This is a genomic window from Sulfitobacter sp. R18_1 (assembly GCF_017743915.1).
GTDB classification, from domain to species: Bacteria; Pseudomonadota; Alphaproteobacteria; order Rhodobacterales; family Rhodobacteraceae; genus Sulfitobacter; species Sulfitobacter faviae.
The window spans coordinates 196105-220883 of record NZ_JAGHRG010000002.1 but is presented as its reverse complement, the minus strand read 5'-3'; the positions used below and the strand labels follow the sequence as shown (position 1 = coordinate 220883).

Sequence of the window (24779 nt, the reverse complement as noted above, 5' to 3'; positions counted from 1 at the left end):
AAATGCTGTATGCGCCATACGGTTCCGCGAGGTTCGATAAATGCGGCTTGTCAGGAAGGGCCGAAAATGCGTAATTGAGGGCGCTTGGTGTCCCGAAAAGCGCCTTTGAGTGTGGGACCGAAAAGGGAATTCAGTAAGGGGTCGCCCGACCCTGAAGCCGAAGCCGCCCCCGCGACTGTAAGCGGTAAGCCAATGCCCCTCGTGCCACTTGTCCTTTCGGACGGGGAAGGCGGGCAAAGGCCACGACCCGCGAGCCAGGAGACCTGCCAGGCAAATGAAACGCTAGATTCCGTCGGGTGTGACGGTAAGGAGATTGAAGATGACGACGATGATTAAGACCGCCGGTGCCACGCGCAGCAAACTCGTACCGGCGCTGTTTGCCGCCGTATTGGGTGTGGCTCTGATGGCGCTGACCGGCCATGTGCAGGCCGCAGCACTGCATGATGCCGCCCATGACGTGCGCCACGCGACAGGCTTTCCCTGCCACTAAGCGCCGCGTTCGGTATCACAGGGGTCCGGGCTGCCATGCCGCAGTCCGGCTGTCTTTGATTCTGGTTTTCTTTCCATGCCCGCCTCTTGCCGTTTTGCCTGCGTCTGCCTTTCACCGTGTGGGCAGGGCTTTGGCGCATCTTGAGGCTGGCTGATGGCTCGGCCCGCACTTGGCGCGGCGCCGGGTGTCATTTCGCACCCAAGGATCATTGCGATGTTTTCACGTTTTCTGACTTCCGCCCTGTTCGCCGGGGCCTCTGCCGGCCTGTTGACCGGCCTGCTGCAACTCTATTTCGTGCAGCCCGTGCTGCTTCATGCCGAGCTTTATGAGACCGGCGCGCTGGTGCATTTCGGGGCCGACCCCGTCAGCGCGCATCCCGATTTGCCCGGTTTCGATGCCGTCCGTGATGGGTTGAGCCTGATCTTCACCATGCTGACCTATACCGCCTATGCGCTGATCCTTCTGGCCGCGATGAGCCTTGGTGAAGAGCGCGGCGCGGTGATTGATGGCCGCTGGGGCATCCTTTGGGGTGTCGCCGGGTTCGTGGCCTTCCACCTCGCGCCGGGGTTCAGCCTTGCGCCCGAAGTGCCCGGTGTGGCCGCCGCAGACATCACCGCGCGGCAGATCTGGTGGTTCGCCACCGCCGGGGCGGCGCTGGTGGCGCTATGGCTGCTGGCATTTGGCAAGGGGTGGGGCGCGTGGATCGGGGCGGCGGTTCTGCTGATGGCCCCCCATGTCATCGGCGCACCCGAACCCGAGAGCTTCAGCGGCCCGGTGCCGACCGAGATCGGCGCGCTTTTCGCCGCGCGTGCGCTTGGCATCGGCTTGGCCGCCTGGGTGTTGCTGGGCGGTTTCGCCGGGTTCTTTTGGCAACGTGAAGGCGCGCAGAACGCCTGAGGGAGGTAGAAATGGACAGATCACTGGCGCTATTCGCCATTGGATTGGTCTTTGGCGGTGGCATCGGTTTTGCCATCGCCGCAAGCAACGGGGTGACCTTCGACGGCCATGACCACGGCGACCCTGCCGCCCATGGCGGCGGCGGGCATGTGGCCATGGATCACGGTGGCGCGGATCACGCGCGGATGCACGGCCAGCCCATCGCGCTGGCCGCCGAAGAGGCCCCCAGCCTTGCCATCCGCGTGACCCCCGACCCGATGTCAGGCCATAACCTTTTTGTTGAGACCGAAGGCTTCGCCTTTGCCCCGCAGAATGCCAGCGGCGCAAATCAACCGGGCGAGGGCCACGCCCATGTCTATGTCAATGGCACCAAGATCGGGCGGCTTTACGGCCCGTGGCTGCATCTGGCTGACCTGCCCAAGGGCGAGGTCACGGTGGAGGTCACGCTCAACGCCAATGACCACCGCCCCTTGGCGGTGAACGGTGCGCCGATTACGGCCCGCGAGGTGCTGACGGTTGAATAATCGCGCCGCCTCCCCTTTTCATGGCGGGCCGGAGCGCATACCCGGCACGCATAACCCGATGGGACAAGATCAATGAGCGCAACCCTACATGTCTGCATGACCTGCCGCGCCGGTGAGGTGCTGGAGGAAGACGCCCCGCGCCCCGGCGCGCAGCTTCATGCCGCCCTCGACGCCGCAGGCGCGCCCGAGGGCGTGACCATCGTGCCGGTGCAATGTCTTTCCGCCTGTTCGCAGGGCGCCGCCGTGGCGCTCTCTGCGCCGGGCAAATGGTCCTATGTCTATGGCCGCTTGACCAAGGAAGACGCCGCCGACATCCTTGCCGGAGCCGCCGCCTATGCCGCCACCCAAGACGGGCTGGTGCCATGGCGCGAACGCCCGGTCATCTTTCGCAAGCAAAGCCTTGCGCGTATCCCCCCTTTGACCCTGCCGCAGGAGCCTACCGTATGAGCGATCTCGCCAAAATCCCCGTTACCGTCATCACCGGCTTTCTCGGCGCGGGCAAGACCACGTTGATCCGCCATCTGATGACCAATGCAGGCGGGCGTCGCCTTGCCGTTCTCGTCAATGAGTTTGGCACCGTGGGTGTGGACGGTGACATCCTGAAATCCTGCGCCATCGACGACTGCCCGGCGGAGAATATCGTCGAACTTGCCAATGGCTGCATTTGCTGCACCGTGGCCGATGATTTCATCCCCACCATCGAAGCACTGATGGCCCTGCCCACGCGCCCCGATCACATCCTGATTGAAACCTCTGGACTGGCCCTGCCGAAACCGCTCTTGAAAGCCTTCGACTGGCCCGCGATCCGGTCCAAGATCACCGTCGACGGCGTTATCGCGCTGGCCGATGCAGAAGCCGTGGCGGCGGGCACTTTTGCCGCTGATGTCGCCGCCGTGGACGCGCAGCGTCTGGCCGACGACAGCCTCGACCACGAAACGCCGCTCTCCGAAGTGTTCGAAGATCAGATTTCCTGCGCCGATATCGTGCTGATGTCCAAGGCCGATCTGGCCGGTCCCGATGGCCTTGCCAAAGCCCGCAAGGTGATCGAAGAGGAAAGCCCGCGTGAGATTCCGATCCTTGAGATGACCGAAGGCGTGATCGACCCCAAGGTGGTACTCGGCCTCAACGCCGCCGCCGAAGACGACCTTGCCGCGCGCCCTTCGCATCATGACGGCCACGACGATCACGAGCATGACGATTTCGAAACCGTGGTGATCCCGATACCGGAAGTGTCGGATGTCGATGCGCTGGTGGCCTCAATCGAGCGGCTCGCGCGTAAGCAGAACATCCTGCGCGTGAAGGGCTATGTCGCGGTCGAGGGCAAACCGATGCGCCTGTTGGTGCAGGCCGTGGGCGCGCGGGTGCGCCAGCAGTTCGACCGCCCTTGGGGCAGCGACACGCGCGCCGGGCATCTGGTGGTGATCGCCGAACATGACGACATCGACCTTGCCAAAATCCGCGAGACCTTGGGAGCCTGACCGCCCATGCATGTCGTCTTTCGCGAAAGCCACGGGTTGGAGGATACCGACACCCCCTATGATCCGGGGCAAACCCCCGCCGATCTGGTGGTGCTGTCGTTTTCCGACAGTGACCTCGGCGCTTTCGCGGCAGGCTGGCATCGCGGCGGCGGCAAGGAGGGCAAGCTGCCCTCGCTGCGGCTGTGCAACCTCGTGGCGCTGCGGCACCCGGCCTCGGTCGACAACTACATCGAACAGACGCTGACCGGGGCCAAAGGCATTCTAATCCGCCTCATCGGGGGGGAGAATTACTGGCCCTACGGCATCATGCAGGTCCAAGACTTCGCCCGCCGCCATGATATCGCGCTGGCCGTCTTGCCCGCCGATGGGCGCGAGGATCCGGGGCTCGACGCGCATTCGACTTTGCCGGTTTCCACGCTGCGCCGTCTTGCGCATCTTTGTGACGCGGGCGGGCCCGTGGCGGCGCAGGCCGCGCTGGCGCAGATGGCGCTGGCGGCAGGCTTTTACGCCGGGCCGGTCATGGGCACGAAAACGGTGCCGGATTGCGGCTATTACGACCCCGATCAAGGGGTGCTCCCCCTTGCCGACGCGGCGGGGCAGACTGTCGCGGTTACCTTTTACCGCAGCTATCTTCTGGCCGCCGATACCGCGCCCGTCGATGCGCTGATCCGGGCGTTGCGGGCGGCGGGGCTGAACGCCATCGGGCTTTTCGTACCCTCGCTCAAATCCGATCCCGCGCGGGGCTTTCTGGACGATGCCTTGGCGGCGATGAAACCCGTAGCCATCGTCAACGCCACCGCTTTCTCGGGGCGCGGGGATGATGGCACCTCCCCGCTCGACGCGCCGGGCTGCCCGGTGTTTCAGGTGGCCCTCTCCACCGCCCGGCGGCGCGATTGGGACGAGAGCGAGCGCGGCCTTTCCCCCGCCGATCTGGCGATGCATGTGGTCTTGCCCGAGGTCGATGGCCGCATCTTTGGCGGCGTTGTCAGTTTCAAGAGCCCCGGAAAGCGCGACCCCGATCTGCAATATTCCCGCTTTGCCCACCGCGCCGAAGAGGCGCGGATCGAAGCTGTCGTCGCCCGTGTACTGGGCTGGCATCGGCTGGCGCAGACCCCGGCGGCCACACGCAAACTGGCACTGGTGCTCTCGACCTATCCGGGGCGGGACGATCAACTGGCCCATGCGGTCGGCCTTGATGCGCTGGCGTCGGTCGAAGACATGTTGATGCGGCTGGCGGGTGAGGGCTATGGCGTGACCCCGCAGATTGGCTTTGGCCGCAGCCTGACCGAGCAGCGCATCACTTGGCCCCTTGCCGACTATGAGGCCGCGCTGGCCACTCTGCCGCAGGCGCTGCGCGATGACCTTAGCGACGCGTGGGGCGCAGCGGCGGATGACCCGCTGGTGCAGGACGGCGCCTTTCACTTCGCGGCCCAAACCTGCGGCAACGCGCTGGTCGCCCTGCAGCCCGAGCGCGGCGATCTGCAAGACCGCGAAGACAGCTATCACGACCTCGCCCGCACGCCGCGGCATTCCTATGTGGCCTTCTACCTCTGGCTGCGGGCGCAGGGGCATCATGCGCTGGTGCATATCGGCGCGCATGGCACGCTCGAATGGCTGCCGGGCAAGGCGGTGGCCCTCTCAGGCGATTGCTGGCCCGAGGCGCTTACCGGCGATCTGCCGGTGATCTACCCCTTCATCGTCAACGATCCCGGTGAAGCGGCACAGGCCAAGCGGCGCATCGGAGCGGTGACGCTCGGCCATCTGCCGCCCCCGCTGAAAGACAGTGAAACACCCGATGGGCTGTTGCGGCTGGAACGGCTGCTGGATGAATATTCCACCGCCGACGGGCTCGACCCCGCGCGCCGCGACCGGCTGGTCGACACGATCCGCGCCGAGGCGCAAGCGGCGGGGGTGGAAGATGACCTCGGCCTCGACGCCGCCAGTTCCTCGGCCGAGGCGCTGACCCGGATCGACGCCTTCGTTTGCGACATCAAGGAAAGCCAATACGGCGATGGTCTGCACGTCTTCGGCGCGGGGGAGGGCGAATGGGACGGGCTGCTGACCGCGCTTTCGGGTCGGCGCGTCACCTCCGGGCCCTCCGGCTCACCCTATCGCGGGCGGTCTGATGTGCTGCCGACGGGGCGCAACCTCTATGCCGTCGATCCGCGCGGGGTGCCCAGCCGGGCCGCCCATGCGCAGGGGGTGAAACTGGCTGAGGAATTGCTCAGACGGCATCTGCAAGACAATGGCGACTGGCCGCGCGGGCTGGTGATCGACCTTTGGGGCTCGGCCACCATGCGCACGGCGGGCGAAGAGGTCGCCATGGCAATGCATCTCGCCGGGATTGCGCCGAAATGGGATGAGGGCAGTGAGCGGGTTTCGGGCTTTGAGGTGATCCCGCTGACCCTGCTGGACCGTCCGCGCATCGACGTGACCCTGCGCATCTCGGGCCTGTTCCGCGATGTCTTTCCCGGCCTCGCGCAGCTTTTCGAAGCCGGGGCGGCGGCATTGGCCGAACGCGAAGAAGCGCCGGATATGAACCCCTATCTCACCCGCACGCCGCGCGTCTTTGGCCCCAAGCCCGGCCTTTACGGCGTGAATATGGAAGCGGCCTTGCAAGACTATTCCGACGCCGGTCGCGCCGCGGCGGGCGAGGCGTGGCTCGCGGGGTCAGAATGGGCGATCAACGCCCAAGGCGAGGCGCATCAGGACCGCGCCGCGCTGGAGGCGCAGTTGCAGCGCGCCGATGGCTTTGCTCATGTGCAGGACTTGGCCGAAAGCGATATCCTGCTCGCCTCGGACTATGCCAGCCACGAAGGCGGCTTTGCCGCCGCGATGGCGCATCTGGGCGCGCAGAAACCGGCGATGTACCACCTTGACCACACCCGCGCAGGCAGCCCCCGCGCGCGCTCCATGCCCGAAGAGATCGCCCGCGTCGTCCGCGCCCGTGCGGCCAATCCCGGCTGGGCCAGCGGCATGATGCGCCACGGTTTTCGCGGCGCGGCAGAGGTGGCCGCGACGCTCGACAACCTTGCTGCCTTTGCGCATCTGACACGCGAGGTGCCTGCGCATCTCTTTGACCTTTATTTCGACGCCACGCTGGGGCGCGATGATCTCGTTGCCTTTATGGAGGCCGAGAACCCCGCGGCCTTGCAAGCCATGCGCGACCGTTTCGCGGCGCTGCGCGAGTCCGGCCTCTGGCTGACCCGCCGCAACTCGATCTCGGCCACATTGGACGGGGTGACGTGAGCGCGGCCCCGGCGATCAAGGGCTGGTGCCCCGGGGCGCTGCGTCCGATGCTCTCGGGCGATGGGCTGGTGGTGCGTCTGCGGGTGCCGCAGGGGCGCTTGACCCCGGCCCAAGCCCGCGGCGTGGCGGGGCTGGCCACGCGCTATGGCAACGGCATGCTCGACCTGTCGAACCGGGGCAATCTGCAACTGCGCGGCGTCGATCCCGCGCGGCACGAAGGTCTGATCGACGCGCTGCGCGCGCTGGCGCTGATCGACGTGGATGAGCGGACAGAGCGGCGGCGCAACATCATGGTCAGCCCCTTTTGGCAGGCGGGCGATGATACCGAATTCCTGAGCCATGCCCTCTCTGCCGCCGCGCAGGCCCATGCGCTGCCGGATGTCTCCGCCAAATTCGGCTATGCGGTCGACGCAGGGTTGGAACCGGTGTTGCAGGCCGATCCCGCCGACATCCGGTTCGAGCGCTCGGCGGAGGGGCAACTGCTGCTCTGCATTGAAGGGGCTAGGCGGGCCAAGCCCGTGACCCGCGCGACCGCGGTTCCCGAGGCCATCGCGCTGGCCGAATGGGTGCGCGCGCAGGGGGTGCCCCGCGCCGCGCGCGCCACGGCCACGGGGGCGCCGCTTCCCGCCGGTTTCGACTGCCCGCGTCAGACAGGGCAGGGCACACCCGCCCCCGGCCTCTACCCAGCCGGGGCGCTTGTCGCCTGCGCTTTCGGGCAGATGGAGGCCGAAACGCTTGCCGCGCTCGCCGAGCTTGGCCCGCTCCGCCTGACCCCGTGGCGGCGGCTGCTGATCGAAGGTGCCCCGCGCCTACCTGATCTGGCCGGTCTCATCACCGCCGCCGATGACCCGCTGTTGCGCGTGGTTGCCTGTATCGGCGCGCCGGGCTGTGCACAGGGCCGGGGTGAGACGCGCGGGCTGGCCCGGCAACTTGCCGCCGTGGTGTCGAAGGGGCAACGCCTACATGTCTCCGGCTGCGCCAAGGGCTGCGCCGCGCCGCGCGCTACCGACCTCACCCTGACCGCCACCGCGCCAGAGCGCTATGACCTCATCCACGATGGCCGCGCCGATGCCATCCCTGATCTGCGCGGGCTGACCCCCGCCGCCATCGCCTCTCACCTTAGAAAGTCCGCCGATGCCCCATAGCTATATCACCGACGGTGCCGAGATTTACCGCCAGTCCTTTGCCACCATCCGCGCCGAAGCGGCGCTAGCGCGTTTCACCCCGGAGGAAGAGATCGTCGCCGTGCGCATGATCCACGCCGCGGGCATGGTCGGGCTGGAGGAACACATCCGCTTTTCCGAAGGCATGGCCGTGGCCGCGCGGGCGGCACTGGAGGACGGCGCACCGATCCTCTGCGACGCCTATATGGTCAGCGAAGGCATCACCCGCAAACGCCTGCCGCGCGAGAACGAGGTGATCTGCACCCTGCGCGACCCTTCGGTGCCAGCACTGGCCGCGAAGATGAGCAACACCCGCTCTGCCGCCGCGCTGGAACTGTGGCGGCCCCATCTGCAAGGTGCCGTGGTGGCCATCGGCAATGCGCCCACGGCGCTGTTTCACCTGCTCAACATGCTCGAAGACCCCGATTGCCCGCGCCCGGCGGCGATCATCGGCTGTCCGGTGGGCTTCATCGGCGCGGCGGAATCGAAAGAGGCTTTGATGCAGGATCTGCCGGTGCCCTCGATGATCGTGCAGGGGCGTTTGGGCGGCTCGGCGATCACCGTGGCGGCGGTGAACGCCTTGGCCAGCAGGGTGGAATGACGATGGGCAAGGTTATCTGCGCGGGCCTTGGCCCCGGCGACCCCGAACTGATGAGCGTGAAATCCGACCGTGCCATTCGCGGCGCGCGGCATCTGGCCTATTTTCGCAAGAAAGGCCGCGCGGGCCAAGCGCGCCGTATCGTTGAGGGAATGCTGCGCGACGACGTGGTCGAATATGCGATGGAATACCCCGTGACCACGGAGCTTCGGTTCGACTCGCCCGAATACCGCGCCCAGATGGTCGCCTTTTATGAAGAGTGGGCCAACCGACTCGAAGCGCTGGCACAAGATCACGAGGTGGTCGTGCTGTGTGAGGGTGATCCCTTCTTCTACGGCTCCTTCATGCATCTGCACACGCGGCTTCAGGGCCGCGCCGAGGTTGAGGTGCTGCCCGCGATCCCCGGCATGGTGGGCTGCTGGAACGCGCTGGATACGCCCTTCACTTGGGGCGATGATGTGATGACCGTGCTCATGGGCACGCTGCCCGAAGCGGAATTGACCGATCACATGAAACGCGCCGATGCGCTGGTGGTGATGAAGACGGGCCGCAACCTGCCAACTGTGCGCCGTGCCCTGGCGGCGGCGGGCAAGCTGGACGACGCTTGGTTGGTCGAGCGTGGCACCATGCCCGATCAGCGGGTGGCGAAACTGTCTGACGTGGCTGACGACGATTGCCCCTATTTCGCGATCGTCTTGGTCCATGGCCAAGGCCGCAGACCGGAGGCGGAGGCATGAGCGGCATTCTTCATATCGCGGGGCTTGGCCCCGGTGATGACGCGCTTGTCACACCCGAGGTGACCGAGGCGCTGGCGCAGGCCACAGACGTTATCGGCTATATCCCTTACGTCGCCCGCGTCGCCCCGCGCGACGGGCTGACCCTGCACCCCAGCGACAACCGGGTGGAGTTGGACCGCGCGACCCATGCCCTGCAACTGGCGCAGGCAGGTGCCCGGGTGGTGGTGGTCTCTTCAGGCGATCCGGGCGTCTTTGCCATGGCCTCAGCCGTGTTCGAGGCGGTGGAGCGGGAACCGGCGTTTGAGAGCGTCGACATCCGCGTGCTGCCCGGCATCACGGCGATGCTGGCGGCGGCGGCGCGGCTTGGGGCGCCCTTGGGCCATGATTTCTGCGCGATCAACCTCAGCGACAACCTTAAGCCCTGGGCGATGGTGGAGCACCGTTTGCGCATGGCCGCGCGGGCGGATTTCGCCATGGCCTTCTACAACCCCCGCAGCAAATCCCGCCCGCACCAATTCGCCGAGGCGTTGGACATTCTGCGCGCCGAATGCGGGCCGGACCGGCTGATCACCTTCGCCCGCGCCGTGACCACGCCGGAAGAGGCGTTCAACACCGTCACATTGTGCGAGGCGACGCCCGAGATGGCGGATATGCGCACCGTCGTGATCGTCGGCAATTCCGCGACGCGGCGGGTCGGGCGCTATGTCTATACGCCGCGCAGCGCGGTATGATGTAGCCAATGCATCACTTCGGTCACATCATTGGCGGCCACCTCGCCCGGCAGTTTTGGCCGCTCGGCCAAGATCACCGGCAAGCCAAGGCTGCGGGCGGCATCCAGCTTGGCCCGCGCGCCAGCGCCTCCGGCGTTCTTGGCGACCACATGGGTGATCGCATGGGTCTGCATCAGCGTGGTATCCCCCGCCACATCGAAAGGCCCGCGCGCGAGCACCACCGTCGCCCGCGGCAGCGGCAGCGGCTCGCGTGGCGGATCGACGAGGCGCAGGAGGTAGCGGTGCTGCGGTTTCGCGGCGAAAAGCGCCAGTTGCTGCTTGCCGATGGCCAGAAACACCCGCGCCGGACTGTCGGGCAGGGCCGCGGGCAGCGCGGTGACGTCGGGCACGAAGGTCCAGTCGTCGCCCTCCTGCGGCTCCCACGCGGGGCGCTCGAACCGCACCAGCGGCAGGTCTTGCCGGGCGCAGGCGACGAAAGCATTATTGCTCATCCCCGCGGCGAAGGGATGGGTGGCGTCGACGACATGGGTGATCGCTTCGGCTTCGAGATAGGCCACCAGCCCCGCCACGCCCCCGAAGCCGCCGACGCGGGTGAGCAGGGGCTGGGCCACGGGGCTGTCTGTGCGCCCGGCATAGGAAAACACCGCGTCGATCCCGGCTTTGGCCAAGGCGCGCGCCAAGGCGCTGGCTTCGGTGGTGCCACCCAAAAGAAGGACGCGCATGATGGGTGATCCTTGGCTCAGCATCATCGGAATGCCCGACGATAGCGCGGATGCCTTGCCCGCGGCAAGCCGCGCGGCGCTGGCAAAGGCCGAGGTGATCTTTGGCGGGCCGCGTCACTTGGAACGGGCAAGCGCAGGCGCGCGCGGGCGGGCTTGGCCGGTGCCTTTCTCAGTTAAGCCGGTGTTGGCCGAGCGGGGCAAGCGCGTGGTGATGCTGGTCTCAGGCGATCCCTTTTGGTTCGGCGCGGGCGGCAGCATCATCGGCGCGTTGGGCCCCGGCGAATGGCGCAGCCTGCCCGCGCCTTCGACATTCTCGCTGGTGGCCAATGCGCTTGGCTGGCGGTTGGAGGAGGTCACCTGCCACGGTCTGCACGCGGCACCGCTGGCGCAATTGCGCGGTGTGTTGCGTCCCAAGGGGCGGATGATTTGCTTGCTACGCGATGGAGATGCCCCTGCAGCACTGGCACGCTTCCTCTGCGAACAGGGCGCAGGTACGGCGCAAATGCATGTGGCCGAAAGACTTGGCGGCCCCGATGCGCGGCTGCGCGCGGTTCAGGCGGATGGGTTTGATCTGCCGGATGTGCAGGCGCCCGTGGCGGTCGGGGTGGACCTGCCCGAAGGCATCGGCCTGCCGCGCGCCCCCGGTCTACCGGACGACAGCTTTGCCAGCGACGGGCAAATTACCAAAGCGCCGGTGCGGGCGCTGACACTGTCGGCCCTTGCCCCCCGGCCCGGCGATTTGCTGTGGGACATCGGCGCGGGTAGCGGCTCTGTCTCGGTTGAGTTCTGCCTCGCCAGTGGCCACGCCATCGCCTTTGAGCAGCACGCAGCCCGGGTGGAGAATATCACCCGCAACATCGCAGATTTCGGCCTGACCGCGCGTATGCAGGTCGCCCATGGCCGCGCACCGGAGGTCTGGGCGGGACATCCTGTGCCTGACGTGGTCTTCGTCGGCGGCGGTGGCAACGCGGCGCTTTACGATGCCCTCCTGCCTGCGCTACCAGCGGGCACGCGGCTGGTCGCCAACGGTGTGACGCTGGAAACCGAGGCGCTTTTGGCGCAGTTGCAAGCGGAGCATGGCGGCACCCTATTGCGGATCGAACTGGCGCAGGCGGCGCCTTTGGGCCGGATGCGCGGCTGGCAGCCGCTGCGGCCCGTGGTACAATGGAGCGTGACTTTATGAGGATGGCCGGGATCGGATTTCGGGGCGCGGCGAGCGTGGCGTCATTGCGCGACGCGCTGGCGCGGGCCAACCCCGATGGCACCAAGATCGACGCGCTGGTGACCGAAGCCGCCAAGGCCCGCGCCACCGTCTTCCGCGAGTTCGCGCAAGAGTTGGGCGTGCCGGGGCTGGGCATCACCACCGAAGACTTGGCCCGCATGATAACCCCCACGCAATCGGCCCGGATCGAAGACCGTTTCGGCACCGGCTCCCTGTCCGAGGCCGCGGCATTGGCCGCCGCCGGGCCGGGGGCGGTATTGGTTGCCGAACGCGTCGTTTCGGGCGATGCCATGGCCACTGCGGCGATTGCCGAGAGGAAAGGATAGATACCGTGACTGTACATTTCATCGGGGCCGGGCCGGGGGCGGCGGATCTCATCACCCTGCGCGGGCGCGACCTGATCGCGGCCTGCCCGGTCTGCCTCTACGCCGGGTCGCTGGTGCCCGAAGCGCTGCTGAGCCATTGCCCCGAGGGCGCGCGGATCGTCAACACCGCAAGGCTGTCGCTGGATGACATTATGGAGGAAATCGCCGCCGCCGATGCCGCGGGCCATGACGTGGCGCGCCTGCATTCGGGCGATCTGTCTGTCTGGTCGGCGATGGGCGAACAATTGCGCCGCTTGCGCGAGATGGGCATCGCCTATGACGTGACGCCCGGGGTGCCATCCTTTGCCGCCGCCGCCGCGGAACTGGCGGCCGAGCTGACCCTGCCGGGCGTGGCGCAATCGGTGATCCTGACCCGCACCTCAGGCCGCGCCACGGCGATGCCCGAAGGCGAGACGCTGGCCAATTTCGCCCGCACCGGGGCGACGCTGGCCATCCACCTGTCGGTGCATGTGCTTGATAAAGTCGTCGAAGAACTGACCCCGCATTACGGTGCCGATTGCCCCGTCGCCGTGGTCTGGCGTGCAAGTTGGCCCGATCAGCGCATCGTCAAGGCGACGCTTGCGACCCTGCGCACCGAGGTGGGCGAGGAAATGGCCCGCACCGCGCTGATCCTCGTGGGCCATGCCATCGGGGCCGAGGATTTCGGCGAGAGCCGCCTTTACGCCGCCGATTATGACCGCCGCTTCCGCCCCGTCGGGGCCGAGCCGCGCTTTCCGGAGACTTCCTCATGATCCCGCCCGGCCTACTGATCTCCGCCCCGGCCTCCGGCACCGGCAAGACAACCTTGATGCTGGGGCTGTTGGCCGCGCTGCGCGCCGAAGGTGTCGCGGTGCAGCCGTTCAAAAGCGGCCCTGATTACATCGACCCGGCCTTTCACACGGCGGCCTCGGGCCGGGCGTCTTTCAACCTCGACAGTTGGTCGATGGACCGCGCGCGAATCGAAGGGCTGGTCGGCAATGCCGATGGGGCCGAGTTGATCCTCGGCGAAGGGTCGATGGGGCTGTTTGACGGGGTGGCCAAGCCGGGCGCCTGCGGCAATGGGGCCAGCGCCGATGTCGCGGCGCTGATGGGCTGGCCGGTGGTGCTGGTGCTCGACGTATCAGGGGCGGCGCAATCGGTGGCGGCCACGGCGCTCGGCTTTCGCGAGATGCGGCCCGATGTGGAACTGGCGGGCGTGGTGTTGAACCGCGTCGCCTCCCCCCGGCATGAGACGCTGGTGCGCGCGGGGATGGAGGCTGTCGGGATCAAAGTCTTCGGCGCGCTGCCGCGCCGGGTGGAAATCGAAATGCCTGAGCGTCACCTTGGGTTGGTGCAGGCCGGGGAGCAGGAAAACCTGCCCGATCTGTTGGGGCAGGCGGCGGCATTCGTCGCGGCCCATGTTGATGTAACCGCCCTGCGGGCCGCCGCGCGGGGCACGTTGCAGAACCCGCCCGCTCCGGCGCAGATCACCCCGCCCGGGCAGCGCATCGCGCTGGCGCAGGACAACGCTTTCGCTTTTGTCTATCCGCATCTCTTGGCCGGATGGCGCGCGGCGGGGGCAGAGGTTTTGCCCTTCTCCCCGCTCGCCAATGAAGCGCCGGACGACAGCGCTGATTGCTGCTGGCTCCCCGGTGGCTACCCGGAACTTCACGCCGGCAAGCTCGCCGCTGCCGCGCAATTCCGCGACGGGCTGCGCGCCTTTGCCGAGACCCGCCCCGTGCACGGCGAATGCGGGGGCTATATGGCGATGGGCGCGGGCCTCATCGACAAGGAGGGCACCCGGCATGAGATGGCGGGGCTTTTGGGGCTGGAGACCTCTTTCGCCAAACGCAAGATGCATCTGGGCTACCGTCAGGCCGACCTCAACGCGCCGATCCCCGGCCATTCCGCGCGGGCCGAATTGCGCGGACATGAGTTCCACTATGCTACGATTCTTGCCGAGCCGGACGCCCCGCTGGCGCGGATCACCGATGCCAATGACCTTGAAGTGCCCGAGACCGGCTCGGTCCGCGATTTCGCGGGGGGCGGGCGTGCCACGGGCACCTTCTTTCACATGATCGCGGCGCTGTGATGGGGGGCTTTGTTTCCTTCGTCTCCTCCGGCCCGGGCGACCCGGAGCTCTTGACCGTCAAGGCCGTGGCGCGGTTGCAGGCGGCCGATGTGGTGCTCTTCGATGACCTCAGCGCAGGCCCGATTTTGGAGCACGCGCGGCCTGATGCGGACCTGATCGGCGTCGGCAAACGGGCCGGGCGCGCCTCGCCCAAGCAGGACCATGTAAGCCGCGTGCTGGTCGATCATGCGGAAGCCGGGCTGAAGGTCGTGCGGTTGAAATCCGGCGACAGCGGCATGTTCGGACGGCTGGAGGAAGAGATCATCGCCCTGCGCGCGGCGGATATCCCTTTCGAGATCGTGCCGGGTGTCACCGCAGCTTCGGCCGCCGCCGCCACCGCAGGCATCCCGCTGACCCGCCGGATGACCGCGCGGCGGGTCCAGTTCATCACCGGCGCGGATGTGACGGGCGAATTGCCGCGCGACGTGAACATGGCCGCCTTAGCTGATCCGATGGCGACGACCGTGGTCTATATGGGCAAACGCACCTTTGCGGGCCTTGCCGCGCGCTTGATCGAACACGGGCTGCCAGGCCACACGCCCGCGCTGCTGGCCGAGGCGGTCTCGACCCCGGCGGAGAAGGTGCAGCGCTTCACGATCGAAACGTTGGCGCGCCATCTGGAAAGCACCAGCAGCACCACGCCCGCGCTGATCTTTTACGGACCATTGGCCGAGTTCGAGGCGTGAAGGCGTTTGTCTGCACCTCCTGCACCGCCGATGGCGGCTTTCTGGATGTGGTCCGCGCGGGCCTGTCCGAGGTGGAGGTCGAAGGCATCGACTGTATGTCAGGCTGCACGCGGGCGCAGACCATCGCTTTTCGCGCGCCGGGCAAGGTGGCCTATCTGTTTGGAGAGATCACCGAGGCGGATATGGATGACCTGCGCCGTTTCGTGACCCTCTACCGCGCATCGCCGGATGGCAAATTTCCTGATGCGCGGGTGCTGGGCGGCCTGCGGCTGAAAGCGATTGCGAGGATACCGGGATGAGCGCGCTTGAACTCACTTTGATCGGCATCGGCACCGGCAACCCTGAGCATCTGACCCTGCAAGCGATCCGGGCGATGAACGCGCAAGACCTGATCTTGATCCCGCAAAAGGGCGCGGGCAAGGATGATCTGGCGGGGCTGCGGCGCAGCATATGCGACGAGGTGCTGACCAATGAGGCGGTGCAGATCGTCGGCTTCGATCTGCCCGTGCGTGACCCGGCAATCGAAGATTACCGGGCGCGCGTCAACCACTGGCATGATGCGATTGCCGAGGCATGGCGCGGGGCGATGGCCCAGCACCCAACGGCGCGGCGGGTGGCGCTGTTGGTCTGGGGCGATCCGTCGCTCTATGACAGCACCCTGCGCATCGCCGCGCGGCTCGACCCGGCCCCGCGCATGACCGTGATCCCCGGTATCACCTCCTTGCAAGGGCTGACCGCGTCTCATGCGATCCCGCTGAATGAAATCGGCGCGCCCTTCTTGGTCACAACCGGGCGGCAGTTGCGCGATCACGGCTGGCCGGAGGGGATCGATACGCTGGTCATCATGCTGGATGGTGACTGCGCCTTTCAGACGTTGGAGCCTGCGGGCGTGACGATCTGGTGGGGGGCCTATGTCGGCATGGCCGAAGAGATCATCCGCCACGGCCCACTGGCCGAGGTTGCCGAAGACATCATCGCCACCCGTGCCGCCGCCCGCGCGGCGCATGGTTGGATCATGGACATCTACCTGCTGCGGCGCGGCTGATCCTTAACCGTCGGGATCGACCTTGCCGCGCATCGCCTTGACCTCGCCGCGTACCTTCTTGGCCTTGAGGCGGCGCTTTTTCGACCCCAGCGTCGGGCGGGTGGCGATGCGGCGTTTCGGCGGGGTGAGGGCGCGGCGGATCATCTCGGCCAGACGCTCGCGCACCAAGTCGCGGTTGCGCGCCTGACTGCGGGTCTCGTCACATTGCAACACCAGCGCACCTTCGGTGGTCCAGCGCCGCCCGGCCAGACGGCGCAGCCGGTTCTTGACCGGTTGCGGCAGGGAGGGCGAGGTGGCAGCTTCGAACCGCAGTTCCACCGCCGAGGAGACCTTGTTCACATTCTGCCCGCCGGGGCCGGAGGCACGCATGAAGCTTTCCGTCAGCTCCCAATCCTGAATGGCGATGTCATCGTTGATGTGCAGCATGGGCTCTCCTTGCCCCGCAACATGCCAGCCCGCGCCGTAAGGGTGAAGGGGGAATGCGAAATGGGCCGCCCCTTGCGGAGCGGCCCAATCGAATGGTTTCAGGAGGGGGATCGGTTAGACCGACGTCCACCAGGTGGTTGCATTGCCAGGGGCTGCCCTAGCAGGAAACCCCGCTGGCTGTTCCGACACCTCGCTCCAATACCTTTCTTGACACTGGATCACCTCCTTTACATTTGTTGAACTCACCCTGAGCGTTGCACAGGTTTTGAAATTCGCAAAGCGTTTTTTTGGACGGTGCGGCGGCAAGGGGGCGGGCCCCCCTGCGCCGGTATCAAGCGCGGGCGGTCAGCCGTGCGGTCAGCAGCCGGAAGGGGATCAGCGCAACCAGTGCGATGGCCAGTTTCACCGACCAATCCGCCACGGCGAGCGAGACCCAAAGCGGCGCAACGGGGCCTGCGCCCAACAGCGGCAAAGCCTCGGTCGCCCAGGCGACATCGGTGGCGGGGTGGATGAACGACAGGCTGGCCGAAAAAGCGATGGAGAAAAACAGCGCTGTGTCGATCGCGCTGCTGATCAAGGTGCTGACCAAGGGCGCGCGCCACCATGCGCCATCGCGGAAACGGTTAAAGATCGTCACGTCCAACAGCTGCGCCACGAGGAAGGCGGTGCCCGAAGCCACGGCGATGCGGATCGTTACCAGCGGGCCGAATTCGCCCATGATCTGCGTCCCAATGAGCGAGCAGATCAGGCCCACGACGAAGCCCACCAACACGACCCGGCGCGCGGCAGAGGCGCCGTAGAGACGGTTCATCACATCGGTGACGAGGAACGCCAGCGGATAGGTGAAAGCGCCCCACGTCAGCCATTGGCCAAAGAGAAACTGAACAAGGATATTCGAGGCCACGACGATGGCGGCCATGGCAAGGATGCCGGGAAGATAGGTGCGTGTCATATGTGGACCGTTTTGTGCAAGGGTGCGGCGACTTGGCCTGCGGGGATCGCAGACGGAACGGTCTTTAGCCCTCAACACCCGGTTTGGCAAGGATCAGCTCGACCACCTCATTGCGCTGCATGACGAAGAAGTTGTCGTCCGACAGCAGGGTCAACCGGGTTTGCCCCGCCGCATCCTGCCACGTGCTGAGCGCTTCGAGGTTGTCATATTGACCGGGGCCGGAGGTCAGCAGTGCCTCTTCGCCAAGCCCGGGCGCGGTGAGGTCGAAGCTGCGGATGCGGCTGCGAAACCCCAGCGGCGTGATCGTCCGCTCCAGCAGGTAAAGGGTGCCGTCCTCGGCAAAATCGGCATCCACCGGCAGGAACGGCCCCCGGCGCGGGATTTCTGCGGTGATCGTCCAACTGCTGCCGTCAAAGGCATAGAGCGGGAAATCACCCGAGGCCGGGCCGCCGCCTTCGGGGGTCGCAAAGAGCCGCCCATCGGGGTGGGCGGCCAAAGTCTCCATCCCCGCGTTCGGCTCGAACTTGGCAAAGTCGTCATGTCTGGGCAGCGGGGTGGTGACACCGCTTTCGGGCGACAGCCGCGCGACATGGTGGTCGTGTTCGAATGAGACGTAGAGTTGCCCGCTGCCGTCACGCGCCAGCGCTTCGGCATCGCGCATCTTGTCGCGCAGGGGCTTGCCATCGGCATCTTTGAGCGGCGCATCCTCCTCAATCTCAAGCGACACCAGACGGCCCGCCTCGCGCAGCATGCGCGCTTGCACAACGCGGCCCCGGTCCGACACCGCCGTGAGGCGGGTGCCATCGGCATTCACCTCGACCCCGGAAAAACCGCCGAACCACGGCGCCGGATGGCGCCATGTCAGCACGCTGTCCACCTGCACTACCGGCCCTGTCTGCGCGGCGGGGGCCACGCAGGCGATGAGCAGGAAGAACGGAAGGCAGGCGCGGATCAGTTTGCGTTCAAAACGGCGTTGCATTGGGCAGGCAGGTCCGCAAGCAGGATATCGCGCTTGGGCTTGGGTTTCACCTTGGGCGCATTCGGGTCGGGCTTTGGCGGGTTCAGGATATTGGCCTGCCACTGGCGCGCATCGGCGCAGCCGTCACCGGGCGGGGGCGGGGCCTGATCCACACAGCCGCGCGCGCCTTTGGGGCAGCTGATGCGGATGTGGAAATGGTAGTGATGCCCGTACCAAGGCCGGATTTTGCGCAGATAGCTGCGGTCGCCTTTCTCATCGGCGCACATCTGTATCTTCGCGCCGGGGAAGACGAAGATGCGGGCGGTGCGGGGGTCTTGGGCCGCGGCCTTGACCACCTCGTGATGCGCGGGCGTCCAAGAGGAATTCACATAGGCCCCGCTCGCCCGGCGCATGGAGATCGACGAGATATTCTCGCGCTGCGCCCGGCTGAGGTTCAGGGACTTCGGCGGCAGCATCCAGATGTCGGCATCCAGCCCGATCTGGTGGCTGGCGTGACCGGTCAGCATCGGCCCGCCGCGCGGCTGGCTCATATCGCCGACATAGACGCCTTCCCAACCGGGTTGCTGCGCGGCCTTGCGGCTGAGCTTTTTAACCATGTCGATCATCTCGGGGTGGGCCCAGTTGCGGTTGCGCGACAGGCGCATGGCCTGCCAGGTCGGACCTGTCTCGGGCAATTGCTCGGCCCCGGCAAGGCAGCCTTTGGAATAGCTGCCGAAAGCCGCCGGAGACTGCGCGGAGGCAAAGCTCTTGGCCCCGAAAAGCCGTTTGGCCTCAACCGTGCTCAATGCGCCGCCCGAAGAGCCGATGGTCGGCAGGGCGACCTTCTCACCGCTGATGTCGGTCTCGGTCCGGCCGCCCCCGCAAGAGGCAAGCGCAAAGGCCAGCGCCACGGAGGTGAGGGTGCGAAGCAGCGTCATGTGGCGAAATCTCCCTTGGGTTTGACCCAAGCTAACAGGATCAAACCGACGATGAAAAGCCCTACGACAGGGGTGATGCCAAGCCGTTGGCTGCCGGTGAGGTCGCTGGTCAGGGCAATCAGCGCCGGTGCGAGGAACGAGGTCGCCTTGCCCGAGAGGGCGTAGAGGCCAAACGCCTCGGTCATCCGCTCGGGGTTTCCCTGCCGGGTCAGCATGTTACGCGATGACGCCTGGAGCGCCCCGCCCGCCGCCCCGATAGAGGCACCGGCGACGTAGAACAGAATATCGGGCAGGGCGGAGCCTTCGGGCAAAGAAACGCCCATGACCGAATTTGGCCCCAGCGAGATGATTAGGCAGGCGGTGGCGATGAGGATGGCGCAGCAGGCCACGATCACCGGCATCGGGCCGATGCGCCGGTCGATCCGCCCGCCCAACACGCAGAACACCGCGCCTGAGATGGCGGCGAGGATGCCGAAGATGCCGATCTCTTGGATCGACCAATCCAGCACCCCAAGCGCATAGACCCCGCCAAAGGTATACATCCCGTTCAGCGCGTCGCGGTAGAACATCGACGAGCCGAGATAGGCCAGCAGAGACGGATGCTTCGGCAGCCCCCGCAGGGTGCGCGCCAAATCCGCAAGACCCGCGCCCACGCGATAGCGCACGGCGCCGGGCTTCGGCCTGTCGCGCACATAGAGAAAGAAGGGGATCATAAAGACCGCGTACCAGATGGCCGTCAGCGGCCCGACGATGCGGGTGTCGGCCTTTGTCGTCGGGTCCAGCCCGAAAAGCGGCGTCAGCCCCGCCATGGTGCGCCCATTCGCGCCGCTTTGAAACAGGGCGATCATCGCGATCAGCGCCAGCACCCCGCCCGCATAGCCAAAGGCCCAGCCATCGCCGGAAATGCGCCCCCGCTCATCCGCGTCGGGGTGAAGCTCGGGCAGATAGGCATTGGTAAAGATCGTTGCGAACTCCATCCCGACCAAGCCGATACCGAAAAAGAACAGCGCCCAAAGCAGAGAGAAATCTCCCGGCGCGGTCCACCACAGCGCGCCCGCGCCGACCACATACATGGCCGAGAAGAGCCTGATCCAAGGCATCCGCCGCCCCGAGGAATCCGCCACCGCGCCCAAGATCGGGGCCAGCACCGCAATTGCGACGCCCGCCAGCGCCAGACCATAGCCCCAGTATGCCTGCGCTTGGGCTTTCGCGGCGCCAAGCTCCATCCCGCCCTCGACCAGCGCATTGGTCGCCGTTTGGGCAAAGTAGGGGCCGAAGATGAAGGTCAGAAGCAGGGTGTTGTAAGGCTGGCTGGCCCAGTCAAAGAAATACCATCCCCAGATGCGCTTGCGCCCGCCTGTCTGTGCCATGTTGCGCCCTTTCGCGGCCTGCCCTTTTTCAAGTTAGAGCAGGGCAGGCCGCAAGGCGCAAGCGTCAGTAAGGGCAAGGGGTAAGGCAGAGGAGGGCGGTCGGCTCAGGCCGAAAGCGGCCCTGCCGCAGCGGGGGCCGGGGCCGCGTCCTGCATCGGCGGCCAGGGGCGGTGCGCATCAGCGCGGATCCATTCGGCCACCCAGCCCGGCACCTCAGGCGAAGCTTGCTGCCGTCCCATCGCTTGCAAGACCTTTTCCGGCGGGATCAGCCCGTTACGATCGGTCACGGCGGAACGGTAGAGCACATGGCTCGCGCATTCGCCGTTCTTCTTCCACATGGATTGCTCAAGGTAGATGAACTTGTCGTCCCAACACAGGGTCCGGCTGCGCATCTCGAATTTCTCAAACATGCGGATGCGGCGGCGGAACCGCGTGCTGGAGCCCGCGATGGTGATCGCCCATTTGTTCTGCCGCAGCAGCGTGATCAACCCAGCCCGCTGCGCCATGGCGGTGCGGCCCAGATCATAGAGCGACAGCGCCCGCCCGTTGTTCAACTCCATCCAGATATCGAGGTCATGCGGCCAGCAGATGTGGTGGCTGACATGGGTGTCGGTCAAATTGTCCAGCGGCGCCTGCCGCGCGGCGACGATGACGTCTTTGGCCATGCGGATGATCGGGAACATGAGGCTTTCCTTTGTCGTGACGGTGCCGATCTGCGGCGGAAGCGCTGCGCGGTCAAGCATATACGTCACGGCACTCTTGCCCTTTGAGGGCGGGGCGCTTAACTGTCTTGCGTCAAACCAAGGGGATATTCCATGACGTCGCTGTTCCAAATCCTGATGCTGCTTTTGAACATCGTTTGGTTCATCGTCATCGCCCATGTCATCATGTCTTGGTTGATCAACTTTCAGGTGCTGAACCTGCGCCAACCGCTGGTGGCGCAGATCTGGGACGGGCTGAACCGCATTCTTGAGCCGGTCTATAGCCGCGTGCGCAATGTGATTCCGCCGATGGGCGGTCTGGACCTCGCCCCCCTGATCGTGCTGATCGCCGTTGCCATGGCGCGGATCGTGCTGACCAACAACGCAGCGGCCTTCTACTGACCCGTGCCCCAGCCCGCCCGCGCGCCGATGTCGCGCTTATCCGGCCTTGTTCACGCTTTGTTAGTGTGGGAGTCTGCATAAAAAGAGCAGACAATCTTACAGGTTCTCCATGACAGGCGCTGCCACGCTTCTTCGTGATGTTTTCGGTTTCGACGGGTTCCGCCCCGGCCAGCAAGAGATTGTTGAGGCCGTGACCGAGGGCGAGAACGTGCTTGCCATCATGCCCACGGGCGGCGGCAAATCCTTGTGTTTCCAACTGCCTGCGCTGATGCGCGAGGGGGTGACGGTGGTCATCAGCCCGCTCATCGCCCTGATGCGCGATCAGGTCCGCAGCCTGCAAGAAGCGGGCGTCGCGGCAGGCGCGCTGACCTCGGGCAACACACCTGAAGAGACCGACGCGGTTTGGGAGGCGCTTGAGGCGGGCACGCTCAAACTGCTCTACATGGCGCCGGAACGGCTGGCGGCAGGCTCCGCCATGGGGATGCTGCGCCGCGTTGGCGTCAATCTCATCGCCGTGGACGAGGCGCATTGCGTCAGCCAATGGGGCCATGACTTCCGCCCCGATTACCTCCGCATCGGTGAGCTGCGCCGCACGCTCGACGTGCCGCTTGCGGCCTTCACTGCCACGGCGGATGCCGAAACCCAAGCCGAGATTGTCGAAAAGCTTTTCGACGGCACCCCGCCGCGCGCCTTCCTGCGCGGTTTCGACCGGCCCAACATTCACCTCGCCTTCGCCGCCAAGAACAAGCCGCGCGACCAGATCCTCGCCTTCGCCGGGGCGCGGCGCGGCCAGTCGGGCATCGTCTATTGCGGCACCCGCGCCAAGACCGAGGGGCTGGCCAAAGCGCTGCGCGATCAGGGGCAGGAGGCGCTGCATTACCACGGCGGGATGGAGGCCGAGGACCGCCGCATCGCCGAGCGTCGTTTCCAGCAGGAGGACGGGCTGATCGTCTGCGCCACCGTGGCCTTCGGCATGGGGGTCGACAAGCCTGATATCCGCTGGGTCGCCCATGCCGATCTGCCCAAGTCGATCGAGGCTTACTATCAGGAGATCGGCCGCGCCGGGCGCGATGGTGCCCCGGCCGAGACGCTGACGCTTTTCGGCCCCGACGACATCCGCCTGCGCCGCGCCCAGATCGACGAGGGGCTGGCCCCGCCCGAACGCCGCGCCGCCGACCACGGGCGGCTCAACGCGCTTCTGGGTCTGGCCGAGGCGCTGGAGTGCCGCCGCAAAACCCTGCTGGGCTATTTCGACGAGACCGAGGTCACCTGCGGGCGCTGCGATTTGTGCGACACTCCGGCGGAGGTTTTCGACGGCACCACAGCGGTGCGCAAGGCGCTCTCGGCCATGCTTCGCACTGACGAATGGTTTGGCGCGGGCCATCTCATCGACATCCTGCTGGGCAACGAGACCGACAAGATCCGCCAGCGCGGGCACCAGTCGTTGCCGACCTACGGCGTGGGCGGGGAATACAGCCGCAACGAATGGCAGGCGGTGTTCCGGCAGATGATGGGCCATGACCTCGTGCGCCCGGATGCCGAGCGCCACGGCGCCCTGCGCATGACCGACGCCGCCCTGCCGATCCTGCGCGGCGAGGCCAGCATCAACCTGCGCCGCGATACGATCAAGGCGGCGGGCGCGAACCGGCGGCCCGCGGTCAAGGCCATGGTCAGCGACGAGGACGCCCCGCTGCTCTCCGCGCTCAAGGCCAAGCGCCGCGCGCTGGCCGAGGCGGCCCGCGTACCCGCCTATATCATCTTCACCGACCGGACGTTGATCGAGATGGCCGAGGCGCGGCCGCAAGACCTCGACGCCATGGCGCGGATCGGCGGGGTGGGTGCCAAGAAGCTGGAAAATTACGGCGCGGCCTTCCTCGAAGTCATCAACGGCGAGGCGCAGCCGATGCACAAGGCGCGGCGCAAGCTGGCGGGGCGCGAGGCGGGCAATGTCTATGACCAACTCTTGCAGGTGCAAGCCGACCTCGCGCGCGGCGCGCAGGGCACCGAAAAGCCGCTAAGCTGTTCTGCCGCGATGCTGGCAAAGGTGGCGCAACTGCGCAGCGCCGACCCTTCGGCCATCGAACGATTGCTCGGCGACAAACGCGCCGAACGCTTTGGCCCCGCCTTTCTGGACGTTCTGCGCGACGCGGGCTAGATCACCCCGAAACGCCCCAAGGAGACTGCCATGCTCGTCGTTATTTCCCCCGCCAAACGCCTTGATTGGGCCGAGCGCGATGTCGCCGTCACCCAGCCTGATTTTCAGGAAGACGCCGTGCGGCTGGCGACGACTGCGCGCAATCTCACCTTGGGCGATCTCAAAAGCCTGATGGGGCTGAGCGACGATCTGGCGCGGCTCAACCGCGACCGCTTTCAGGCGTTCGAGGCTGACCCCACAGCCGAGGTCACCCGCCCCGCCGCGCTGGCCTTTGCCGGCGACACCTATCAGGGGCTGGAGGCCACGAGCCTTGATGCCGATGAGATGACCTATGCCCAAGATCACCTGCGCATCCTGTCGGGCCTTTACGGCGTGCTGCGCCCGCTCGACGCGATCCAAGCCTACCGGCTGGAGATGGGCAGCAAGCTGAAAACCCGTCGGGGCGGCAACCTCTATGACTATTGGCGTGACAGCCTGTCAAAGGCGTTGAACGCACAGGCCGAGGCGACCGGCAGCGATGTTCTGGTGAACTGCGCCAGTCAGGAATACTTTGGCGCGGTGGACCTCAAGGCGCTGAAACTGCGGGTGATCACCCCGCAGTTCATGGAAGATAAGGGCGATGGCAAGGGGCCGAAGATCGTCAGCTTCTTCGCCAAGAAAGCCCGCGGTGCCATGGCCCGCTACATCGTGCAGCACCGGGTGAACGACCCGGAAGGTTTGCAGGATTTCGACAGCGGCGGCTATGCCTATCAGCCCGATGCCTCGACGCCCGAGCGTCCGGTCTTTGTCCGGCCCTACCCGTCGACCTGACCCGCAGGGAGGGGGCGATGCGCGCCTTCCCGCCGTGCGCCGCCCGCCGG

The 24779-nt window shown here is 66.4% G+C and carries 27 protein-coding genes and 1 riboswitch; of the genes, 20 read left to right on the top strand and 7 right to left on the bottom strand.

All coding sequences use genetic code 11. The annotated features are described in order from the left end of the window. Positions 1-68: 68 nt before the first annotated feature. Positions 69-286: riboswitch (cobalamin riboswitch) on the top strand. Between the two features lie 33 nt (positions 287-319). The 10 genes from J7392_RS06320 (at position 320) to cobJ (ending at position 9867) form a co-directional block, all read left to right on the top strand. Beyond that, positions 320-490, top strand: coding sequence for a CbtB-domain containing protein (locus J7392_RS06320; RefSeq protein WP_082849519.1), 171 nt, complete (start codon positions 320-322; stop codon positions 488-490). A gap of 213 nt (positions 491-703) precedes the next feature. Continuing rightward, positions 704-1387: a CbtA family protein gene (locus J7392_RS06315; RefSeq protein WP_209216758.1), complete on the top strand. Its 684-nt coding sequence runs from the start codon at positions 704-706 to the stop codon at positions 1385-1387. Between the two features lie 11 nt (positions 1388-1398). Continuing rightward, positions 1399-1911 carry a hypothetical protein gene (locus J7392_RS06310; RefSeq protein WP_209216757.1) on the top strand — a complete coding sequence of 171 codons (513 nt, stop codon included), beginning with the start codon at positions 1399-1401 and terminating at the stop codon, positions 1909-1911. Positions 1912-1983: 72 nt separating this feature from the next. Next, the gene (locus J7392_RS06305) at positions 1984-2358 is read left to right on the top strand and encodes a DUF1636 domain-containing protein (protein WP_209216755.1); all 375 of its coding nucleotides are present in this window, start codon (positions 1984-1986) and stop codon (positions 2356-2358) included. Next, positions 2355-3389 carry a cobalamin biosynthesis protein CobW gene (gene cobW / locus J7392_RS06300; protein ID WP_209216753.1) on the top strand — a complete coding sequence of 345 codons (1035 nt, stop codon included), beginning with the start codon at positions 2355-2357 and terminating at the stop codon, positions 3387-3389. The genes J7392_RS06305 and cobW overlap by 4 nt, the downstream gene beginning before the upstream one ends. A 6-nt stretch (positions 3390-3395) precedes the next feature. Next, complete coding sequence (gene cobN, locus J7392_RS06295) at positions 3396-6638, top strand: cobaltochelatase subunit CobN (protein WP_209216751.1); 3243 nt, start codon at positions 3396-3398, stop codon at positions 6636-6638. Beyond that, positions 6635-7783, top strand: a complete 1149-nt coding sequence (cobG, locus tag J7392_RS06290) for a precorrin-3B synthase (protein WP_348540686.1) — start codon at positions 6635-6637, stop codon at positions 7781-7783. The genes cobN and cobG overlap by 4 nt, the downstream gene beginning before the upstream one ends. Further along, positions 7773-8402 (top strand): precorrin-8X methylmutase, encoded by a 630-nt coding sequence (locus J7392_RS06285; protein ID WP_067265689.1) that lies wholly within the window; start codon positions 7773-7775, stop codon positions 8400-8402. The genes cobG and J7392_RS06285 overlap by 11 nt, the downstream gene beginning before the upstream one ends. A 2-nt stretch (positions 8403-8404) precedes the next feature. After that, positions 8405-9136, top strand: a complete 732-nt coding sequence (locus J7392_RS06280; protein ID WP_209216992.1) for a precorrin-2 C(20)-methyltransferase — start codon at positions 8405-8407, stop codon at positions 9134-9136. Then, on the top strand, positions 9133-9867 hold the full coding sequence (gene cobJ / locus J7392_RS06275) for a precorrin-3B C(17)-methyltransferase (protein ID WP_209216749.1): 735 nt from the start codon (positions 9133-9135) through the stop codon (positions 9865-9867). The genes J7392_RS06280 and cobJ overlap by 4 nt, the downstream gene beginning before the upstream one ends. Here cobJ and J7392_RS06270 read toward each other — a convergent pair. After that, positions 9843-10592 (bottom strand): cobalt-precorrin-6A reductase, encoded by a 750-nt coding sequence (locus J7392_RS06270; protein ID WP_348540690.1) that lies wholly within the window; start codon positions 10590-10592, stop codon positions 9843-9845. The two genes, cobJ and J7392_RS06270, sit on opposite strands and share 25 nt — an antisense overlap. Here J7392_RS06270 and cbiT point away from each other — a divergent pair. From cbiT to cobF, 7 genes are read left to right on the top strand one after another with little or no spacing between them, the layout of a single operon-like run. Then, positions 10591-11772 (top strand): precorrin-6Y C5,15-methyltransferase (decarboxylating) subunit CbiT, encoded by a 1182-nt coding sequence (gene cbiT, locus J7392_RS06265; RefSeq protein ID WP_209216991.1) that lies wholly within the window; start codon positions 10591-10593, stop codon positions 11770-11772. The two genes, J7392_RS06270 and cbiT, sit on opposite strands and share 2 nt — an antisense overlap. Then, a complete protein-coding gene (locus tag J7392_RS06260; RefSeq protein ID WP_067267847.1) occupies positions 11769-12137 on the top strand; it encodes a cobalamin biosynthesis protein in 369 nt (122 codons plus the stop codon). Before cbiT ends, J7392_RS06260 begins: the two co-directional genes overlap by 4 nt. Positions 12138-12142: 5 nt before the next feature. Then, on the top strand, positions 12143-12928 hold the full coding sequence (cobM, locus tag J7392_RS06255; RefSeq protein ID WP_209216745.1) for a precorrin-4 C(11)-methyltransferase: 786 nt from the start codon (positions 12143-12145) through the stop codon (positions 12926-12928). Next, positions 12925-14247, top strand: coding sequence for a cobyrinate a,c-diamide synthase (locus J7392_RS06250; protein WP_209216743.1), 1323 nt, complete (start codon positions 12925-12927; stop codon positions 14245-14247). Before cobM ends, J7392_RS06250 begins: the two co-directional genes overlap by 4 nt. Then, positions 14247-14972, top strand: coding sequence for a uroporphyrinogen-III C-methyltransferase (gene cobA, locus J7392_RS06245; RefSeq protein ID WP_209216742.1), 726 nt, complete (start codon positions 14247-14249; stop codon positions 14970-14972). Before J7392_RS06250 ends, cobA begins: the two co-directional genes overlap by 1 nt. After that, positions 14969-15271 (top strand): DUF1636 domain-containing protein, encoded by a 303-nt coding sequence (locus tag J7392_RS06240; RefSeq protein ID WP_209216740.1) that lies wholly within the window; start codon positions 14969-14971, stop codon positions 15269-15271. Before cobA ends, J7392_RS06240 begins: the two co-directional genes overlap by 4 nt. Further along, on the top strand, positions 15268-16017 hold the full coding sequence (gene cobF, locus J7392_RS06235) for a precorrin-6A synthase (deacetylating) (protein WP_209216738.1): 750 nt from the start codon (positions 15268-15270) through the stop codon (positions 16015-16017). The genes J7392_RS06240 and cobF overlap by 4 nt, the downstream gene beginning before the upstream one ends. 3 nt (positions 16018-16020) lie before the next feature. Here cobF and arfB read toward each other — a convergent pair whose 3' ends face one another. From arfB to J7392_RS06205, 6 genes are all read right to left on the bottom strand, one after another. Further along, positions 16021-16443, bottom strand: a complete 423-nt coding sequence (gene arfB, locus J7392_RS06230) for an alternative ribosome rescue aminoacyl-tRNA hydrolase ArfB (RefSeq protein WP_209216736.1) — start codon at positions 16441-16443, stop codon at positions 16021-16023. A 331-nt stretch (positions 16444-16774) separates the two neighbouring features. Further along, positions 16775-17395 (bottom strand): queuosine precursor transporter, encoded by a 621-nt coding sequence (locus tag J7392_RS06225; RefSeq protein ID WP_209216734.1) that lies wholly within the window; start codon positions 17393-17395, stop codon positions 16775-16777. Positions 17396-17459: 64 nt separating this feature from the next. Continuing rightward, a complete protein-coding gene (locus J7392_RS06220) occupies positions 17460-18374 on the bottom strand; it encodes an esterase-like activity of phytase family protein (protein ID WP_209216732.1) in 915 nt (304 codons plus the stop codon). Next, complete coding sequence (gene mepA, locus J7392_RS06215; protein ID WP_209216730.1) at positions 18347-19291, bottom strand: penicillin-insensitive murein endopeptidase; 945 nt, start codon at positions 19289-19291, stop codon at positions 18347-18349. Before mepA ends, J7392_RS06220 begins: the two co-directional genes overlap by 28 nt. Beyond that, the gene (locus J7392_RS06210) at positions 19288-20661 is read right to left on the bottom strand and encodes an MFS transporter (RefSeq protein WP_209216728.1); all 1374 of its coding nucleotides are present in this window, start codon (positions 20659-20661) and stop codon (positions 19288-19290) included. The genes mepA and J7392_RS06210 overlap by 4 nt, the downstream gene beginning before the upstream one ends. 104 nt (positions 20662-20765) lie before the next feature. Continuing rightward, the gene (locus J7392_RS06205) at positions 20766-21344 is read right to left on the bottom strand and encodes an acyl-CoA thioesterase (protein ID WP_209216990.1); all 579 of its coding nucleotides are present in this window, start codon (positions 21342-21344) and stop codon (positions 20766-20768) included. Positions 21345-21476: 132 nt separating this feature from the next. Here J7392_RS06205 and J7392_RS06200 point away from each other — a divergent pair, with 132 nt between their 5' ends. The 3 genes from J7392_RS06200 to yaaA all read left to right on the top strand — a co-directional run bounded on the left by J7392_RS06200 (position 21477) and on the right by yaaA (position 24729). Then, on the top strand, positions 21477-21764 hold the full coding sequence (locus tag J7392_RS06200) for a YggT family protein (RefSeq protein WP_067267829.1): 288 nt from the start codon (positions 21477-21479) through the stop codon (positions 21762-21764). Positions 21765-21873: 109 nt separating this feature from the next. Next, positions 21874-23919, top strand: a complete 2046-nt coding sequence (gene recQ, locus J7392_RS06195) for a DNA helicase RecQ (RefSeq protein ID WP_209216727.1) — start codon at positions 21874-21876, stop codon at positions 23917-23919. A 30-nt stretch (positions 23920-23949) separates the two neighbouring features. Continuing rightward, positions 23950-24729: a peroxide stress protein YaaA gene (yaaA, locus tag J7392_RS06190; RefSeq protein ID WP_209216725.1), complete on the top strand. Its 780-nt coding sequence runs from the start codon at positions 23950-23952 to the stop codon at positions 24727-24729. Positions 24730-24779 lie beyond the last annotated feature (50 nt).

Coding starts and splice junctions, on each gene's coding strand:
- J7392_RS06320 (WP_082849519.1), top strand. CDS start 320: ATGACGACGATGATTAAGACCGCCGGTGCCACGCGCAGCAAACTCGTA.
- J7392_RS06315 (WP_209216758.1), top strand. CDS start 704: ATGTTTTCACGTTTTCTGACTTCCGCCCTGTTCGCCGGGGCCTCTGCC.
- J7392_RS06310 (WP_209216757.1), top strand. CDS start 1,399: ATGGACAGATCACTGGCGCTATTCGCCATTGGATTGGTCTTTGGCGGT.
- J7392_RS06305 (WP_209216755.1), top strand. CDS start 1,984: ATGAGCGCAACCCTACATGTCTGCATGACCTGCCGCGCCGGTGAGGTG.
- cobW (WP_209216753.1), top strand. CDS start 2,355: ATGAGCGATCTCGCCAAAATCCCCGTTACCGTCATCACCGGCTTTCTC.
- cobN (WP_209216751.1), top strand. CDS start 3,396: ATGCATGTCGTCTTTCGCGAAAGCCACGGGTTGGAGGATACCGACACC.
- J7392_RS06285 (WP_067265689.1), top strand. CDS start 7,773: ATGCCCCATAGCTATATCACCGACGGTGCCGAGATTTACCGCCAGTCC.
- J7392_RS06280 (WP_209216992.1), top strand. CDS start 8,405: ATGGGCAAGGTTATCTGCGCGGGCCTTGGCCCCGGCGACCCCGAACTG.
- cobJ (WP_209216749.1), top strand. CDS start 9,133: ATGAGCGGCATTCTTCATATCGCGGGGCTTGGCCCCGGTGATGACGCG.
- cbiT (WP_209216991.1), top strand. CDS start 10,591: ATGGGTGATCCTTGGCTCAGCATCATCGGAATGCCCGACGATAGCGCG.
- J7392_RS06260 (WP_067267847.1), top strand. CDS start 11,769: ATGAGGATGGCCGGGATCGGATTTCGGGGCGCGGCGAGCGTGGCGTCA.
- J7392_RS06250 (WP_209216743.1), top strand. CDS start 12,925: ATGATCCCGCCCGGCCTACTGATCTCCGCCCCGGCCTCCGGCACCGGC.
- cobA (WP_209216742.1), top strand. CDS start 14,247: ATGGGGGGCTTTGTTTCCTTCGTCTCCTCCGGCCCGGGCGACCCGGAG.
- cobF (WP_209216738.1), top strand. CDS start 15,268: ATGAGCGCGCTTGAACTCACTTTGATCGGCATCGGCACCGGCAACCCT.
- arfB (WP_209216736.1), bottom strand. CDS start 16,443: ATGCTGCACATCAACGATGACATCGCCATTCAGGATTGGGAGCTGACG.
- J7392_RS06225 (WP_209216734.1), bottom strand. CDS start 17,395: ATGACACGCACCTATCTTCCCGGCATCCTTGCCATGGCCGCCATCGTC.
- J7392_RS06220 (WP_209216732.1), bottom strand. CDS start 18,374: ATGCAACGCCGTTTTGAACGCAAACTGATCCGCGCCTGCCTTCCGTTC.
- mepA (WP_209216730.1), bottom strand. CDS start 19,291: ATGACGCTGCTTCGCACCCTCACCTCCGTGGCGCTGGCCTTTGCGCTT.
- J7392_RS06210 (WP_209216728.1), bottom strand. CDS start 20,661: ATGGCACAGACAGGCGGGCGCAAGCGCATCTGGGGATGGTATTTCTTT.
- J7392_RS06205 (WP_209216990.1), bottom strand. CDS start 21,344: ATGTTCCCGATCATCCGCATGGCCAAAGACGTCATCGTCGCCGCGCGG.
- J7392_RS06200 (WP_067267829.1), top strand. CDS start 21,477: ATGACGTCGCTGTTCCAAATCCTGATGCTGCTTTTGAACATCGTTTGG.
- recQ (WP_209216727.1), top strand. CDS start 21,874: ATGACAGGCGCTGCCACGCTTCTTCGTGATGTTTTCGGTTTCGACGGG.
- yaaA (WP_209216725.1), top strand. CDS start 23,950: ATGCTCGTCGTTATTTCCCCCGCCAAACGCCTTGATTGGGCCGAGCGC.